Annotated in this window: 11 protein-coding genes; 4 read left to right on the top strand and 7 right to left on the bottom strand. The window is 67.1% G+C overall.

Annotation, left to right across the window (positions count from 1 at the left end; genetic code table 11):
* A partial coding sequence (locus IMX13_RS11860; RefSeq protein WP_193396424.1) for an autotransporter outer membrane beta-barrel domain-containing protein occupies positions 1 to 2,023 on the bottom strand: 2,023 nt, incomplete at its 3' end.
* 430 nt (positions 2,024 to 2,453) lie between these two features.
* Here IMX13_RS11860 and IMX13_RS11855 point away from each other — a divergent pair.
* The 4 genes from IMX13_RS11855 to treA all read left to right on the top strand — a co-directional run bounded on the left by IMX13_RS11855 (position 2,454) and on the right by treA (position 8,395).
* Positions 2,454 to 2,933 carry an RNA polymerase sigma factor gene (locus IMX13_RS11855; RefSeq protein ID WP_229765781.1) on the top strand — a complete coding sequence of 160 codons (480 nt, stop codon included), beginning with the start codon at positions 2,454 to 2,456 and terminating at the stop codon, positions 2,931 to 2,933.
* Positions 2,930 to 3,898, top strand: coding sequence for a FecR domain-containing protein (locus IMX13_RS11850; RefSeq protein WP_193396423.1), 969 nt, complete (start codon positions 2,930 to 2,932; stop codon positions 3,896 to 3,898). Before IMX13_RS11855 ends, IMX13_RS11850 begins: the two co-directional genes overlap by 4 nt.
* A gap of 14 nt (positions 3,899 to 3,912) precedes the next feature.
* The gene (locus tag IMX13_RS11845) at positions 3,913 to 6,702 is read left to right on the top strand and encodes a TonB-dependent receptor (RefSeq protein ID WP_065181121.1); all 2,790 of its coding nucleotides are present in this window, start codon (positions 3,913 to 3,915) and stop codon (positions 6,700 to 6,702) included.
* A gap of 73 nt (positions 6,703 to 6,775) precedes the next feature.
* Positions 6,776 to 8,395 carry an alpha,alpha-trehalase TreA gene (gene treA / locus IMX13_RS11840; RefSeq protein ID WP_193396422.1) on the top strand — a complete coding sequence of 540 codons (1,620 nt, stop codon included), beginning with the start codon at positions 6,776 to 6,778 and terminating at the stop codon, positions 8,393 to 8,395.
* Here the strand turns inward: treA and IMX13_RS11835 are convergent, their stop codons facing one another.
* The 6 genes from IMX13_RS11835 to IMX13_RS11810 all read right to left on the bottom strand — a co-directional run bounded on the left by IMX13_RS11835 (position 8,396) and on the right by IMX13_RS11810 (position 16,421).
* Positions 8,396 to 9,061, bottom strand: coding sequence for a lysoplasmalogenase (locus IMX13_RS11835; RefSeq protein WP_193396421.1), 666 nt, complete (start codon positions 9,059 to 9,061; stop codon positions 8,396 to 8,398). It abuts the gene before it with no gap.
* Positions 9,058 to 10,941 (bottom strand): M61 family metallopeptidase, encoded by a 1,884-nt coding sequence (locus tag IMX13_RS11830; protein ID WP_193396420.1) that lies wholly within the window; start codon positions 10,939 to 10,941, stop codon positions 9,058 to 9,060. Before IMX13_RS11830 ends, IMX13_RS11835 begins: the two co-directional genes overlap by 4 nt.
* Positions 10,942 to 11,143: 202 nt before the next feature.
* A complete protein-coding gene (gene ispH, locus IMX13_RS11825; protein WP_053516117.1) occupies positions 11,144 to 12,094 on the bottom strand; it encodes a 4-hydroxy-3-methylbut-2-enyl diphosphate reductase in 951 nt (316 codons plus the stop codon).
* 27 nt (positions 12,095 to 12,121) lie between these two features.
* Positions 12,122 to 12,646, bottom strand: a complete 525-nt coding sequence (lspA, locus tag IMX13_RS11820; protein ID WP_065174616.1) for a signal peptidase II — start codon at positions 12,644 to 12,646, stop codon at positions 12,122 to 12,124.
* Complete coding sequence (gene ileS, locus IMX13_RS11815) at positions 12,646 to 15,477, bottom strand: isoleucine--tRNA ligase (RefSeq protein ID WP_193396419.1); 2,832 nt, start codon at positions 15,475 to 15,477, stop codon at positions 12,646 to 12,648. The genes lspA and ileS overlap by 1 nt, the downstream gene beginning before the upstream one ends.
* A complete protein-coding gene (locus IMX13_RS11810) occupies positions 15,474 to 16,421 on the bottom strand; it encodes a bifunctional riboflavin kinase/FAD synthetase (protein ID WP_053516122.1) in 948 nt (315 codons plus the stop codon). Before IMX13_RS11810 ends, ileS begins: the two co-directional genes overlap by 4 nt.
* Between the last annotated feature and the right edge of the window lie 13 nt (positions 16,422 to 16,434).

Genomic DNA, 16,434 nt, shown 5'->3' with positions numbered 1-16,434 from the left:
TGGCCCCCGCACCTGCTGCCGTCGGCTCGACCAGATGCATTGCCAGCTGGTTGAACAGGGTGCCATGGCGCGTGCCCGGCTGTGCCGACATCGACTGCGCGACCTGCGCGGCCAGGCCATCGGCATCACCACCGGCACTGCGCATCGCCGCCTGATGCTGCTGGACCACGTTGCCGATGCTGCCCAGCAGGGCGTTGTCGGCCAGGCGCAGGGTGGCGTGCACATCGCCACGCAGCGCACCGGCCTGCTGCGCGACCACGTCGCGGTCGGCAAACTGCAATGCGCCCAGCAGCGGCTTCAGGCCACTGTCCTGGCGATCGGATGCAGCTCCCAGCACACGCCCCAGGTCATCACCGGACGGGCCGTTGGCGAACAGATCCCACTGGTCGAAGCCCGGGTTGGCGGTCAGCCACAGACCGTCGGCCGTCTGCCTGACATTGAAACTCAACAGCGAGTTGTGGCGCGGACGGAACACCTCACCGCCGCTGATGCTGGCGCGGTAGCCAGTGTCGCCCAGCCGCACGACCTCCTGGAAGCCATCCTGGTAGATCGGGCCTTCAACCAGATCGCGACGGAAGTCCTTGCTGTAATAGCCCTGCGCCACGTTCAGTTCAAGGAAGGCGCCCTTGGAGATCACCAGCGCGCCATCGAGCACTTTGTTGGTGGACGGGTCGAAGAAATTACCCACGCGCACGCGACCACCGGCACTGCCGCCGCTCTCGGTCACGTCGAACAGCACTTTGCCGCCGGGCATGATGTTGACGTAGCCATGGGTGACCAGATCACCTCCGCGCGGCATCAGCGTGCCGAACACGCGCAGGCGGTTGAAGCCATCCTCGCGCCAGGACGGGCCGGTGCCACCCAGCAATGCAGTGCTGTCCATCGCCGTGCCCGCCACGTCGCCGTGGCCGACCAGCATGCCCGCACCGAGCACACGCACTTCCGGGGCACGCAGGGCGCCACCTTCCAGGGCGATGGTGCCATTGTCGACCAGCATGAAGTCCGCACCGGTGGTTGCGGACGAGCGCCAGACAGCGCCATTGGCAATCCGGATCACGCCCATCGAATCGTCCAGCGTGGACGCGTCCAGATCACCCAGCCGAAGCTTGGACAGCAGCAGGGCCTGCACGCCGGGATCGCTCAGATAATCCTGCACCGAACCAGCGCCGATGCCCTGCGGACCCGTGCTGGAAAGGTTGTAGATGGTCAGTGCGTAGGAAAAGTACGCCGACGGCCGGTCGGTGTTCCAGCGCGCGAAGTCATCATCGACGAAGGTCTGCAGCTGGCGTCCCGTCCGCAGGTAGCCCGGATTGATGTCACCGGTGACGTCCGCAGTGACATTCAACGTATCGCCCGGATCACGATAGCCGGTTGCGGTGATGATCCGGTTGCTGTGAATGTCCTGCCCCGGGAACGACTCCAGTGCGGCGCCGCTGCCATCCGGATCGAACGTGACCGACGTACCGGGGGTGCGCGCAGGATCGCGGAACACCAGCAGGCCGTTGGGCTTGACCACTTCGTACATCGCCTTGTGCAGCAGCCCAGCATCCATGCCGCCGCCATAGTTGCCGGTGTAGATCTGGGTCATGCGCGGCGACGGCTCGTAGATCACATTGCTGCCGTTGTTGGCCGCATGGATCTCCACCGAATCGACAATCGGCAGATCGCCGGCAAGATAGCGCTCCACGCCCCCGGACTGCATGATCGAGCAGGACGAGATGCAGTGGCCCGATACGATGGTGTTCAGGCCGGACGTGCGGATCACCCCCTGCAGCCACTCGCCGGCGATCAGCGCGCCACCGTTGGAGGTACGCAGCACCACCTCCCGGATCGGCCGCCCCTCGGCCTGCGCCTTGGCCAGCAGCGCCGGCAGCGAAACGACGTCGGCGAAGGTGACGCCACCGCTGAGGAAGATGCGGTCTCCCTGCACGTGATAGTTCATTGCCATGGCGTCATCAGCCTTGACTATGACGCCAACACCAATCAGGCCGGCCAGGGCCAGACTCAACTTGGACTGCTTCATACCGTTCTCTCTCCCCCCGCAACACGCGGACGGGAAGCTAAACGTCAGAGCGGGAGGCCCTCCCCCGCTGCATGCCATGGAAAAGAATGAACGGATTCAGATCAAGTTGGCAGTCAAAACTGTGGCTGAGTTAGCGCTCTTGAACACCTTTACAGGAGAAATACAGCCTCCGGCAAAGTTAAAAACGCAGAAAGGGCGGTAACACCCCCAGTGGCCATCCGGGTGAAAGGTGAACGAATTCATGATCGACACGTGCAGGCTGGCGGCTCTTCCCCATCCGGTCATCGTCGCGTAAAACTCGGTGACGCCCCCCCCCCATCGTTGCCCGAGGCCAGCCCTGTCCGCTTCGTCCCCCCTGATCCATCGCGCACCGGATCCGCCTGGGCCTCCGGACGCCTTCATCACGTTCGTAAGGGAAGAGCGCGCGCCGTTGTGCACTTTCCTGCGTACCCGTGGGGTGGGCCCGGAGGATGCGGAGGACATCGCCCAGGACTGCATGGAACGGTTGATCCGCTATCGCGCGCACGGCACCGAGGAGCTGCGCCTGCTGCTGTATCGTATCGCCCGCAACCGCCTGGCAGACCGCGGCCGCTCGCCGCAGGCGAGACCGCATCTGTCGCTGGCCGAGCGCGATGGCAGCGACGAGCCCTCCAGCACGTCAGCCGACCCGCTGCGCCAGGCCGAATCCGGGCAGATGCTCGCCCTGCTCCGGCAGGCCCTGTTCAAACTGCCGGAGCGCGCGCGCGAGGTGTACCTGCTCAACCGGATCACCGGGATGAGCTACACGCAGATCGCGCAGCACTGTGGCATCACCGCCAAGACCGTGGAAAAACACATCGCCCGTGCACTGCAGGGCCTGCGCCAGGAGCTGGGGCCACACCCGCTGCACAACGACAGGGACAACGAATGATCAGCACCCGGCACACGGAAGAGGCGGGAGTGTTCGAGCGCGCCAGCGCCTGGGTGGCGCGCCTGGAGGCACACGACTGCACGCCCGAGGAACGCGAGCGCTTCGAAGACTGGCTGGCGGAGGACACCCGCCACGTCAAGGCGTGGGTACAGGCCGAAACGCTCTATCAGCAGAGTGCGGGCCTGGCCCAGGATCCCTGGCTGCGCACGGCGGCGGCGCGCGCCGCGCATCCGGCCCGGCGCCGCTGGCTGCCCGGCGTCGCTGCTGCGGCGGCGCTCTGTCTGGCCATCGGCATGGGCTGGATGGTCGCCACCGATGGCAATCCCACGCCCCGCATCTATGCCAACGACAGCCTTGCTCCCCGCCAACAGACGCTGGCCGATGGCAGCTCCGCCATCCTGGACGCAGGGACCACGATGACCGTGCGCATGGGCTGGCGCCATCGGGAACTGGTCCTGGAGCAGGGTCGGCTGCAACTGCAGGTGGCACCGTCGCGCAAGGCCCTGCGCGTGCAGGCAGGCAACAGTTCGATCCGCGATATCGGAACCACCTTCCAGGTGGAGCGCCTGCGCGACGGCCATGTCGAGGTCGCCCTGCTGGAAGGCGCAGTGGAGGTCACCAGCGGCAGCGCGCAGCACACGCTGGCCCCGGGCCAGCAGCTGCAGGTACTGCCCTCCGGGCGGATCCAGCCGGGCCCTGCGCTCGCCTCGACCGAAGCGGCTGAGGCCTGGCTGCAGGGACGGCTGGTGTTCGATGCCACTCCCCTGGCGACCGTGGTCGAACGCATGAACCGCTACGGCCGCACGCAGATGGTGATCGCCGATCCGGAGATCGCCAGTCTCGCGGTCAGCGGCACCTTCCGTGCAGGCGACGCAGAGGAACTGCTGTCTGCGCTGGAGCTGGGATGGTCGGTTGCCGGCCAGGCGCGCCCGGATGGCGCGCTGGAACTGCGGCGTACCTACTGAGGAGAAAGGCGGTGATGGCAGGACCGGGCGCGCTGCAGTGGGGGCTGCTCCGGGGGCTGCTGTGGGTCATGTTCGGCGCTGCCAGCGCCGCGCCGGCCCACGCCGGCCAGCAACCCGCCAATGTCGACTACCACATCGCACCCGGCCCGCTGGCACCGGCACTGCAGCAATGGGCACGCCAGAGCGGCATCGCCCTGGTATTCGACGCCCGCGAGCTGACGGGCCTGCACACCCCCGGCGCCGACGGCCGACAGGCACCGGCGATCGCTCTCAAGCAGCTGGTCTCCGGGATGCCGGTGAACATCCTGCGCACACCCTCGGGGGCGTTTGTCATCCGCCGCGTCGCTGCTTCTGCCGCGCCCCCTGCACGTGCCCCGACCGTGACGTCGCCCAAGCCGCCGCCGCCCGTCGCACTGGCCCCCGCGCAGGTGGAACTGGCGCCGGTACACGTCACCGGCAGCCGCCTGCCGCGCACCTCCGTGCAGACGACGCTGCCGATGACGATCATCGATCGCGAAGACATCCTGCGCAGTGGTTACGGCAGCCTGTTCGACCTGTTGCGACACCTTCCCGGCATGAACGGCCACCCGGCGATGACCACGTCGCGCGGCGGCGATTCGCAGTATCTGCCGGTGGGCGCTGCAGCCACCACCAGCCTGGATGGCATGGGGCCGCGTGCGACCCTGTTCCTGGTCAACGGCCGGCGGCTGCCACGCTATCCGATGGTGTCGCTGGAACAGGGCGGGCTCACCGATCTGGGCGGCATTCCCCTGAGTTTCATCGAACGCATCGAGCTGGTGCGCGGAGGCGCGTCGGCCATCTATGGTGCCGACGCGATGTCCGGCGTGGTCAACATCATCCTGCGCGAACAGGCCGAAGGCCCGGAGGCGACGGTGCAATCGGGCATCAGCAGCCGCGGCGACGCGCAGCAGAATCGCCTGCAGATCGCCAACGGCGGCGTACGCGAAGGTGGGGACCGCTGGTTCGCCGGCCTGGACCTGCATCGCATCGAGCACGTGGCCGGCGATCGCCGTGCGTGGCATGCGGAAACGTCGTTGTATCCGATCGGCGCGTTCTACGACGGCGCGTACATCCCCGCCGAACTCTGCGAAGGTCCCTTGATGCAGCGTGAGGATGGCTGCTGGTTCGACAGCGCGCGGCCGCGCTCGCTGCAGCCCGCGTCGGATACTGCCTCGGCCTACCTGCGTTACCGGCACGAGCGTGGCGAAGGACGCTACGCCTATCTGGAAGCACGTGGCAGTCACAATCGGCAGCGTTTCGACCTGGGGCCGACCGCCGTTGCCATCGGCCTGTACGGCATCACGTTCAACAGCGTGCTGCGCGAGGCCGGAAGCGTGCGCCCGCACGTGCGCGCCAGCGATGCCGACATCACCCTGGGTATCGGTCGCGAGCAGCAGTCACGCAGCTGGGATGCGGGCATCAGCGCGCAACGCAGCCAGGTCACCCTGGTCACGCCGGGCACCGTGCGCACCGAACCGCTGCTGCACGCCGCCGAGACACTGGACTACCTTCCCGGCTTTACCTCGCTGCGTGCGGACAAAGCGCAACAGCTGTTCCCGTCGATCCGCAATCGTGGGCGCACTGACCAGTGGCAGGGCTGGTGGGGCATGCAGCGGCAACTGATGCAGTTGCCTGGAGGGCCGGCCCAGCTGGCCACCGGCGTCGATCTGCGCTACGAAGCATGGGCCTCGTTACCCGATCCGTTGTTGATCCAGGGCGATCTGGCACTGGGCCTGCCCCAGCAGCAGCGACGCCTGTCACGTCGCAGCGGAGCCACCTATGCCGAGGTCGGCCTGCCGCTCAGCCGCTCGCTGCGCATGGACGTGGCCGCACGCTGGGACCGCGATGGCGATTACCTGGCGTTCTCGCCACGCGCGGGACTGCGCTGGAGTCCAACGCCCCACTGGTCGTTCCTGCTGACCAGCGGACAAGGCTACCGTGCGCCCAGCCTGTTCGAGCAGCGACGCCCCCCTGGCTACTTCGGCCTGGTCGCGCTGCCGGCCTCGCCGGGCCTGCCGCCCTGCGCACAGCCCGCGATCGACGGCAGCTGCCTGGTCAACGTGGAGGTCGCCGAGAACGACGCGCTGAAGGCGGAGCGTTCACGCAGCCATTCGCTGGCAGCCACGTGGACGCCCAACGACGTGTTCTCGCTGTCACTGACCCACAACATCGTCGAGCTGCGCAACGAGATCCTTGCCCTTCGGCCCACCGACGCGGCATGGAACCGCAGCACGTGGGAGCTGGATGACGAAGGGCGGCTGAGCAGTCTTCGCCTGTCATTCGACAACATCGGCCGCACGACGTCGCGCAATTGGGTAATGCGCGGCGAATACCGCGTCGACACCGATGACACCGGCCAGTGGCTTTTCTCACTGGACGCGCTGAAACAGCAGGCGCTGCGCCGCGAACGAGGGCAGGATGGCAGCGTGGATCTTCGCGGCCATGCCACGCCGGCCATGGCCGCGATCCTCACCGTGCAATGGCAGAACACGGCATGGGACGTGGCATTGCGCGGCAACCAGGTGGGACGCACGCGCGCCTGGCTGCCCGGTGCGGAATGCCCCGATGACCAGCGCGAGATGAACCATTGCATGAATCCACGGCAGCTGCGCTGGAACCTGCACATGGCGCGCAGGTTGGGGCCGCGGGTGATCGCCGCGCTGGACGTGCACAACGTGCTTGACCGGCAGCCGGTGAACTATCTGGTCGGCAACGGCGGACAGTTGCCGGGCTTGGATGATCCGCTGGGCCGCTATTTCCTGCTGACCCTGCAGTTCCGTTGAGGCCGCTGGCATCCACACGCGGGTGACACGGGCGGCACGCTAGGGTGGGCCCACGCCCACCGTGAGGTACGTCATGCGTCCTTCGATCCGCCCGGTCGTCTGCGTACTGGCCCTGTTGCTCAGTGCCGGCGCGGCATGCGCCGGCTCACCCGCATCGACCCCTGCGCCACCGGACCAGGCCTGGCAGCCGCTTTTCCAGCAGGTCCAGCGCGCGCATCTGTTCCCCGACCAGAAGACCTTTGCCGATGCTGTGCCGCGACAGTCGCCGGCTGCACTGCTGGCTGACTGGCAGCGCGCGCAGCGAGAGCCTGGCTACACGCTGCAGGCCTTCGTCGACAGGGCCTTCGACCTGCCCGGTGGACCTGCGCCCTACGTCTCACCCGCCGGCCAGAGCCTGCGCGCGCATATCGAAAGCCTGTGGCCCGTGCTGACCCGGCAGTCCACGGCGGTCGATCCCCATGGCTCGCTGCTGCCGCTGCCGCACGCGTATGTGGTGCCCGGTGGACGCTTCCGCGAGGTGTATTACTGGGACAGCTACTTCACGATGCTGGGACTGGCCTCCAGTGGCCGCTGGCCCCAGGTCCGCGCGATGGTCGACAACTTCGCGTGGCAGCTCGACCAGTACGGGCACATTCCCAACGGCAACCGCAGTTACTACCTGAGCCGCTCGCAGCCGCCGTTCTTCAGTCTGATGGTGACCCTGCTGGCCGCGCACGAAGGCGATCAGGCGTACCGCCGTTATCTGACACAGCTGCGCACCGAGCACGACTTCTGGATGCGGGGCGCCGATGGCCTTGCGCCCGGCCAGGCACGCGAGCGCGTGGTGCGCATGCCCAATGGCGACCTGCTCAACCGCTACTGGGATGCTCGCGCGGTGCCACGCAGCGAATCGTGGACGGACGATCTGGCGACGGCGGCACAGGCACCGCAGCGGGCACCCTCGCAGGTGTACCGCGACCTTCGCGCCGGCGCCGAATCCGGCTGGGATTTCAGCTCGCGATGGATGGACGACCCCAGTGCACTGTCCAGCATCCAGACCACGTCGATCGTTCCAGTCGACCTGAACAGTCTGCTGTACCACCTCGAGCAGACCATCGCCCGGGCCAGCCGCGTGGCCGGCGACCGCGCCTCGGCCCGCGACTACTCGGCCCGGGCCGAGGCCCGGCGCAGTGCCATCAATCGCCTGCTGTGGGATGCGGCGCAGGGCTGGTATGCCGATCACGATCTGCGCAGCGGACAGCTGCGCCCTGCCCTGACCGCTGCCGCGCTGTATCCGTTGTGGTTGAAGATCGCCACCGATGAGCAGGCGCGACGCAGCGCCGACGCAGCCGAAGCACAATTGATGCGTGAGGGCGGCCTGCTGACCACCACCCTCGTCAGCGGCCAGCAGTGGGACGCGCCGAACGGGTGGGCACCGCTGCAGTGGGTGGCCGTCGATGGCCTGCAGCACTACGGTCAGGAGCGCCTGGCGCGGCAGCTGGGAGTGCGCTTCCTGCGCACCGTGCAGTCCGTCTACGATCGGCAAGGCAAGCTGGTGGAGAAGTACGTGGTCGATGGCTCCGCGGGCGGAGGGGGTGGCGGCGAGTATCCGCTGCAGGATGGCTTCGGCTGGAGCAACGGGGTGACACTGGCACTGCTGGATCGCCTGTGCCCGCGGCAGCGGACCTGCGAGAACGCGGGCGACGTCGAGTAGCTAGCGCACCGATCGTGCGATCGCGTACTGCGCCGCGTAGTAGGTGGACAGCACCAGCAGGCTTGCCAGCGGCAGGCCACCGGCGAAGCGGTCCCAGGCCAGCAGTGAATCGCTGGCGACGAACAGCAGGGCGCCGGCCGCTGCCCAGCGTGCGCTGCCCGCTTCGACAGCGTCCGGTCGCGGGCGGGTCCACTGCCGCGCCAGCGCCAGGATCGCCATGCACGCCAGTACCACCACATAGGCCAGCACAGGGATGCGCATCGGCGCCGGCAGATGCGGCCATAGACCGGACACGTTGAGCGCGGCGAACACACCCAGAAGTCCCCCTGCGGCGACCAGGCCGCGACCCGCGCGCAGACCATCGCGGAAGGCGACGATGTAGCAGAGGTGGGCCAGCAGGAACGCCAGCAGGCCGGGGACGAAGGCATCCATCGGCAGCATCAGCGCGATGTCGCCTGCGCACGAGAGCAGCATGCCCGCCAGCACCGCGCGACGGTACGACGGCGATCCAGCAGGATGCACCTGCCATACCATCGCCGCGATCAGCAGGGTCGCTGTCGGCTTTGCCAGCCAGTGCAGCCAGCGGCCTTCGCCGGGCAGGAATGCACCGACGATGGCCAGCACCGCCAGCAGCAGGACCGCACTGCCGCCCAGGCGTGGTCTCATCGCGGCTTCCACAGCTCGGCCAGCTGATCCGGGCGGCCGGGAATGCGCTCCAGCACCGGATACTGCAGGCCACCGTGATAGTCGATCCGGATCGGCACGATGCGGTCGAACTGCTTGACCAGCAGCGTGATCGGCGCCTTGTTGGTGGCGGCAACGGCAACCGCGTCCTTCAACCGCTCGCTGCTGTACTCGCGGTCACCGATGGCGATCACCTTCATGCCCGGCGCCAGGCCTGCATTGAAGGCGGGACTGTCCCAGATCACGTCGCCGACCACACCGCTGTCCATCACCGTCGCACCGAGCGAGTACGCCAGCAGCGCCGCCTTGGCGCGTTTTTCCTGTGCCTTGTAGGCATCGTTCGGCGCGTCGCGGTAGACCAGCTTCCAGCCGGCCAGTTCCAGACCGCCGGTCAGCGACCCATGGCCGTCCAGGCGCTGCCGCAGGAATCCGGCCCAGTCGTACGGAGCGATGGCGTTCAAGGTCGCCACCACGTCGTCGAACGTATATGGATTGACGTCCCAGTCACCGTTGCCTAGGCCAAAGAAGGCACGGGCAAAATCATCCAGACTGCGCCGGTTTCCGGTCAGCGCGCGCAGCCTGCCCTCCACTTCCAGCCACAGCATCTGGCCGCCGGAGTAGTAGTCCTCGCTCATCTGGTAATTGCGATACGGCAGTGTGCGCCGCTGGGCGATGGTCGGGTCGTTGGTGGTGTCCTGCAGTGGCCGCCAGGCCAGTCCCGGGCGACCGCGATCATAGGTCGCCGCAACATTGGCCAGCATGTCGCGCGCCTGATCGGTAGACCACAACCCCGAGCGGGCGGCCAGCACCTGGCCCCAGAACTGGGTCTGGCCTTCGTACACCCACAGCAGGCTGTCACCCATCGGAACGTTGAAGTTGTCGGTTGCCAGGTCCGCGCCACGGCGATACTTGCCGTTCCAGGAATGCGTGTACTCGTGCGGCAGCAGGTCACGCATCCATGCCGAGTCATCCCACTCGGTGAAGTAGCCCGGCGCAGCGCTGTTCTCGCTGGAGCGATGATGCTCCAGCCCGATGCCGCCCAGTCGGTCGGTCAATGCCAGCAGGAACTCGTAATGGTCGTAGTGGCGCGCGCCGTACAAGCGGTCAGCCTGCTGCACCAGGGCGCGGTGCGCCTTGATCTGTGCCTCGGTGGGCTTCAGCGACTTCGCTTCATCGGCGAACACGTTCAGGTGCACCGGCGCCTTGGCGCCCGGGTCCAGATCGATGCGCTGGTAATGCTCACCGGCGAACAGCGGCGAATCGACCAGATGGTCGAAAGTGATCGGCTTGAACACCACCGTGTCACCGTCGCGCCGGACTGTTTCGAGCGCGGTGGCATAGCTCCAGCCCTTCGGCAGGGTCACGCTGGCCTGGGCCTGCAGATGGCGTGCATCGACCCCGGCCGGATACAGCGCGTTGGCGTTCCACTGCAGGTTGAGCATTTCCGGCGTCATCACCACGCGGCCCTGGTTGCCGCCCTGCGAGGACAGGAAATCGAACTGCGCCACGATCTCGCTGACGCCCTCCGGCACATCGACCTTGAACGCATAGACGTTGTACTGGTCGCGCTGCCAGGCCAGCGGCCTGCCATTGGCCGTGACACGCAGGCCAGCGAGCTTGTCGATCGGGCCGGTGGGCGAATGGTTGCCGGGAATCCACTGCGGGTACAGCAGGGTCATCGGGCCGGGTTTTGCCGGCACGGTGGCGGTCACCTTGAAGATGCGCCGGGCCAGATCGCGCGCGTCCACGTCGATGCGCAGCAGGCCGTGCGCAGCAGCATCGGCCGGCGGCGGGCTCTGCGCCAGCGCGGGTGTAGCCGCCAGCGCGAACAGCACGGACATCACCAGGGCACGGGTCTTCATCGGGCGGCTTCCAACAGCGGAGAATCCTCCGATGCTAGGCCTGCGGGATGCGCGGCCCCATGGCCAAAGGTCATGGGCGGGCTGCCCATCCGCGCATGCCCAAAAGCGTGCGAATCAAGGTTCGCACCCACCTTGTGCTGGTTTGCACCCACCAGAGCGGTTTCAGTAGATCCACGCCGTGCGTGGACGAGGCCTTTCCCGGTCAGTCGATCAGGCGCAGGCGCAGTTCCTTCGGCAGCGCGAACACCATCGATTCCGGCTCGCCATCAAGCTCGGACACACTGCCCGCGCCCAGTTCGGCCAGGCGCGCAAGCACGCCATCGACCAGCACCTGCGGTGCCGACGCACCGGCGGTGACGCCGATGTGCTGCTTGCCCTGCACCCAGGCCGGGTTGATCTCATGGGCGCCGTCGATCAGGTAGCTCTCGACGCCTTCGCGCCGTGCCAGCTCGCTCAGCCGGTTGGAATTGGAGCTGTTCGGGGACCCGACCACCAGCACCAGATCGCAGCGCTTGGCCAGGTCACGTACCGCGTCCTGCCGGTTCTGCGTGGCGTAGCAGATATCGTCGTTCTTCGGCCCCTGCATGGCCGGGAAGCGCTCGCGCAGGGCGTCGATGATGCCGCGCGTATCGTCCACGGACAGCGTGGTCTGGGTGGTGTAGGCGAAGTTCTCGGGCTGGTTGATCTGCAGCGTGGCGACCTGCTCCACATCCTCCACCAGGTAGATCTGGCCGGTACCGGCTTCCTGGTTCCACTGCCCCATCGTGCCTTCCACTTCCGGATGGCCCGCGTGGCCGATCAGCACCACGTCGCGGCCCGCACGGCAATGGCGCGCCACTTCGAAGTGGACCTTGGTGACCAGCGGACAGGTAGCATCGAATACCTTCAGGCCACGACGCTCCGCTTCCAGGCGCACTGCCTGCGATACACCGTGGGCACTGAAGATGACGGTGTTGTTGTCCGGCACCTCGTCCAGTTCCTCGACGAAGATCGCACCGCGCTGCTTCAGATCATCGACCACGAAGCGGTTGTGCACCACCTCATGACGGACGTAGATGGGCGCGCCGAGCGTTTCGATCGCGCGCTTCACGATCTCGATCGCACGATCGACACCGGCACAGAAACCACGCGGGTTGGCGAGCAGCACATCCATCAGTTCAATCTCCCGGCAGCGGCCGGCTTACGGTTTCGGAGTGGCATTATCCGCCTTTTTGGCGGACCTGCCGTCGAACAGGCCGGTCAGGGCGATGCCGATGGCACCGACCACGATGGCCGAGTCGGCGATGTTGAACGCCGGCCAGGTATAGCTGCCAACGTACCACTGGATGAAATCGACGACATGACCGTGCACCTGGCGGTCGATCACGTTGCCGATCGCCCCGCCGATGATCAGCGCATAGGGAACGGCGGCCTTCCAGTTGCCACGGGCGGTGCCACGCAGCCACCATGCCATCAGGCCGCTGATGGCGATCGCCAGCGCCGTGAAGAAATACTTCTGCCAGCCACCGGCGTCGCTGAGGAAACTGAATGCGGCACCGGTGTTGTAGGTGCGATACCAGTTCCAGAAGCCATCGATGACCACCACCGGCTGGAACTCCGGCAGGCTCGACAGGACCCAGGCCTTGGACCACTGGTCCAGGCCGATGATGGCCGCCGACAGCAGCAGCCAGACCAGAGCGTTGGGATGCGGACGGGCGGCGCTCATCAGAACCAGCTCCGAACTTCGCCAGCGCCGTCGATGTTGCTCACGCAACGGCCGCACAGTTCCGGGTGATCGGCATGACTGCCGACGTCGGCGCGGTGATGCCAGCAGCGCACACACTTGGCCTTGGTGGTCGGCTGGGCACTGACGAACACCTCGTCGGTGGTTGCCGGACGCACCTGCACGTCACCGCTGATGAACAGGAAGCGCAGTTCGTCGGCCAGCGGCTGCCAGCGCGCCGCCTGCTCTTCGCTGGCGGCCACGGTGATCTCGGCCTCCAGGGCGGCGCCGATCGCGCCGTTGGCACGCATCGGCTCGAGCACCTTGGCCACCTGCTCGCGCACGGCCAGCAGCTGGTCGAAATCGGCAGCGTTGAGCTGGGCATCCGCCGGCAGCGGCGCCAGGCCCTCGTACCAGGTGGTGAACAGCACGTGGCCGGTGCGCGTGCCCGGCAGGTAGCCCCACAGCTCGTCGGCGGTGAAGGTCAGGATCGGCGCCACCCAGCGGGTGAACGCCTCGGCGATGTGATACATCGCGCTCTGCGCCGAACGGCGACCGTGCGAGTCGGTCGGCATCGTGTACAGGCGGTCCTTGGTGACGTCCAGGTACAGCGAGCCCAGGTCCACGCTGCAGAAGTTCAGCAGCAGCTGCACGATCTCGGCCATGTTGTAGCCGTCGTAGGCCGCCTTGATCTTCTCCTGCAGTTCCCACGCGCGATGCACGATCCAGCGGTCCAGCGCGACCATCTGGTCGAGCGGGCGCAGGTCCCGGGCCGGATCGAAACCGTCCAGGTTGCCGAGCAGGAAGCGCGCGGTGTTGCGCAGGCGACGGTAGGCGTCGGCATTGCGCTTGAGGATTTCCTGCGACAGCGACATCTCGTTGCTGTAGTCGGCCGAGGCGATCCACAGGCGCAGGATGTCCGCGCCCAGCTTGTTCATGATGTCCTGCGGCTCGATGCCGTTGCCCAGCGACTTGGACATCTTGCGACCGTGCTCGTCCACGGTGAAACCGTGGGTGAGGCACTGCTTGTAGGGCGCGCGCCTGTCGATTGCCACGCCGGTCAGCAGCGACGACTGGAACCAGCCGCGGTGCTGGTCCGAGCCTTCCAGGTACAGGTCGGCCGGCTTGCCGAAGCCACGCGCGGCCAGCACGCCTTCATGGGTGACACCCGAGTCGAACCAGACGTCGAGGATGTCGGTGACCTTCTCGTAGTCGGCCGCTTCGGCGCCCAGCAGTTCGGTTGCATCCAGCGAGTACCACACGTCGATGCCCTCGGCTTCGACACGGTCGGCAACCTGCTGCATCAGCTCCACCGAGCGCGGGTGGATCTCGCCGGTCTGGCGATGGGTGAACAGTGCGATCGGCACGCCCCAGGTGCGCTGGCGCGAGATCGTCCAGTCCGGACGGCCATCGACCATGCTCTGGATGCGCGCCTTGCCCCAGGCCGGGAACCAGCCGACGGTCTCGATCGCGGCCAGCGCATCGCTGCGCAGGTTGGCCTTGTCCATCGAGATGAACCACTGCGGGGTGGCACGGAACACCACCGGCGTCTTGTGGCGCCAGCAGTGCGGATAGCTGTGGCGGATCGGGTGGAAGGCCAGCAGCGTGCCGTTGTCGCGCAGCACGCCGATGATGGCCTCCTGCGCCTTCCACAGGTGCTGGCCGGCCAGTACCACGTCACCGGCCGGCGGCGTCGATTCCAGGTACACGCCACGGCCATCGATCGGCGTCACCTGGCCGGCGTTGTACGTGTCGAGCAGGCCGTACTTCTGGCTAACCACGTAGTCTTCCTGGCCATGTCCAGGAGCGGTGTGCACCGCACCGGTACCGTCTTCGTCGGACACATGGTCGCCGTTGAGCAGCGGGATCGCGCGCCCGGCATAGAACGGATGCGACAGCAGCTGGTTTTCCAGTGCAGCGCCCGTGGTTTCGCCGTGCAGTACCACCTCCTCGACGCCGTAGCGCTGCAGCGCACGTCCAGCCAGCGCAGCGGCAAGCACCAGCCAGCGGCGCTTGCCGTTGTGCGCCGGACCTTCGGCCAGCACGTAACGGATGTCCGCACCCAGCGACACGGCCAGCGACGCCGGCAGCGTCCACGGCGTGGTGGTCCAGATCGGCACCGCCACGTCCACATCGGCCGGCACGCTCACGCCGAATGCCTGGCCGATGGCCTGCGGATCGCGCGCGGGGTATGCCACGTCGATCGCCGGCGATTCCTTTTCCTGGTATTCGATCTCGGCTTCGGCCAGCGCCGAACCGCAGTCGAAGCACCAGTACACCGGCTTGGCACCCCGCACCAGGTGGCCATTGGCCACCACCTTGGCCAGTGCGCGGATCTCGTTGGCCTCGAAGTCGAAGCTCAGGGTCTTGTACGGGTTGTCCCAGTCACCGGTCACGCCCAGACGCTTGAAGTCCACGCGCTGGATGTCGATCTGCTCCTCGGCGAACTCACGGCACTTCTGCCGGAATTCAACCGCATCGAGCTTCACGCCGACCTTGCCCCACTTCTTTTCCACCGCGATCTCGATCGGCAGGCCGTGGCAGTCCCAGCCGGGCACGTAGGGCGCATCGAAACCGGCCAGGTAGCGCGACTTGACGATGATGTCCTTCAGGATCTTGTTGACCGCGTGGCCCAGGTGGATGCGGCCGTTGGCATACGGCGGGCCGTCGTGCAGCACGAACAGCGGGCGGCCGGCGGCGTTGTCGCGCAACTGCTGGTAGAGCCCCTGCTCCTCCCACCGCGCCAGAATGCCCGGCTCGCGCTTGGGCAGGTCGCCGCGCATCGGGAAATCGGTGGCTGGCAGGTTCAGGGTGGTCTTGTAGTCCTGGCTCACGCAGTGGCTCGCAATCTATGTTCGGAAAGGATGGCGCGCGCCTGCTCGGCGTCGCGGTGCATCTGGTCGGTCAGTGCCGCCAGATCATTGAACTTCTCTTCGTCACGCAGCTTGGCGACGAATTCAACGTCGATGTGGCGACCGTACAGGTCACCCTGGAAATCGAACAGGTGGGCTTCCAGCAGCGGCTCCACGCCCTCCACCGTCGGCCGCGTGCCGAAGCTGGACACCGACGGCCAGGGCTGGTCGAACACACCGTGCACCCAGGTCGCGTAGATGCCCGACAACGCCGGGGTCTTGGGGAAACGCAGGTTGGCGGTCGGGAAGCCCAGCGTGCGGCCGAGCTGGCGACCACGCACCACGCGCCCGCTGATCGCGTAGGGGCGACCGAGCAGATCGCCGGCCCGGGCGAAATCGCCGGACTGCAGCAGCTGGCGGATGCGGGTACTGGAAATGCGCTCGCCGTGCAGGTCGACCGCCTCGATCTCGCCCGCGCTGAAGCCCAGCTCGCCACCCAGCTTCTGCAGCAAGGCCAGATCACCGCGGCGACGGTTGCCAAAGCAGAACTCCGGCCCGATCCACACTTCGCGGGCATTCAGTCGCCGCACCAGCAGTTGGCGGACGAAGGTTTCGGCCGGCATCGCCGCCATCGCTGCATCGAAGCGCAGCAGCCCCACCGCGTCCACCCCCAGCTCGCGCAGCATCTCGACCTTGCTGCGTGCCAGCGTCAGGCGCGGTGGTGGTGTGCCCTGGGCGAAGAACTCACGGGGCAATGGTTCGAACGCCACGGCCACCGCAGCCACGCCCAAGGCGCGCGCGCGCGCAACGGCATGCCGCACCAGTGCACGATGCCCCAGATGGAGGCCGTCGAATGCACCGATGCAGACCACGCTTCCGTTGGGGAACAGCTCCCCGCCCTCGACGCTTCTGAACAGCCTGCTCATCAACTCCCGTTCC

The organism is Stenotrophomonas sp. B2 (genome assembly GCF_014947095.1).
In the GTDB taxonomy this organism is placed as follows: Bacteria; Pseudomonadota; Gammaproteobacteria; order Xanthomonadales; family Xanthomonadaceae; genus Stenotrophomonas; species Stenotrophomonas maltophilia_P.
The sequence above is the reverse complement of the archived record's forward strand: the minus strand, read 5'-3'. Positions and strand labels throughout refer to the sequence as shown.

Excerpts from the sequence above, each read along its gene's own strand:
- IMX13_RS11850 (WP_193396423.1), top strand. The coding sequence starts at position 2,930 with ATGATCAGCACCCGGCACACGGAAGAGGCGGGAGTGTTCGAGCGCGCC.
- IMX13_RS11845 (WP_065181121.1), top strand. The coding sequence starts at position 3,913 with ATGGCAGGACCGGGCGCGCTGCAGTGGGGGCTGCTCCGGGGGCTGCTG.
- treA (WP_193396422.1), top strand. The coding sequence starts at position 6,776 with ATGCGTCCTTCGATCCGCCCGGTCGTCTGCGTACTGGCCCTGTTGCTC.
- IMX13_RS11835 (WP_193396421.1), bottom strand. The coding sequence starts at position 9,061 with ATGAGACCACGCCTGGGCGGCAGTGCGGTCCTGCTGCTGGCGGTGCTG.
- IMX13_RS11830 (WP_193396420.1), bottom strand. The coding sequence starts at position 10,941 with ATGAAGACCCGTGCCCTGGTGATGTCCGTGCTGTTCGCGCTGGCGGCT.
- ispH (WP_053516117.1), bottom strand. The coding sequence starts at position 12,094 with ATGGATGTGCTGCTCGCCAACCCGCGTGGTTTCTGTGCCGGTGTCGAT.
- lspA (WP_065174616.1), bottom strand. The coding sequence starts at position 12,646 with ATGAGCGCCGCCCGTCCGCATCCCAACGCTCTGGTCTGGCTGCTGCTG.
- IMX13_RS11810 (WP_053516122.1), bottom strand. The coding sequence starts at position 16,421 with ATGAGCAGGCTGTTCAGAAGCGTCGAGGGCGGGGAGCTGTTCCCCAAC.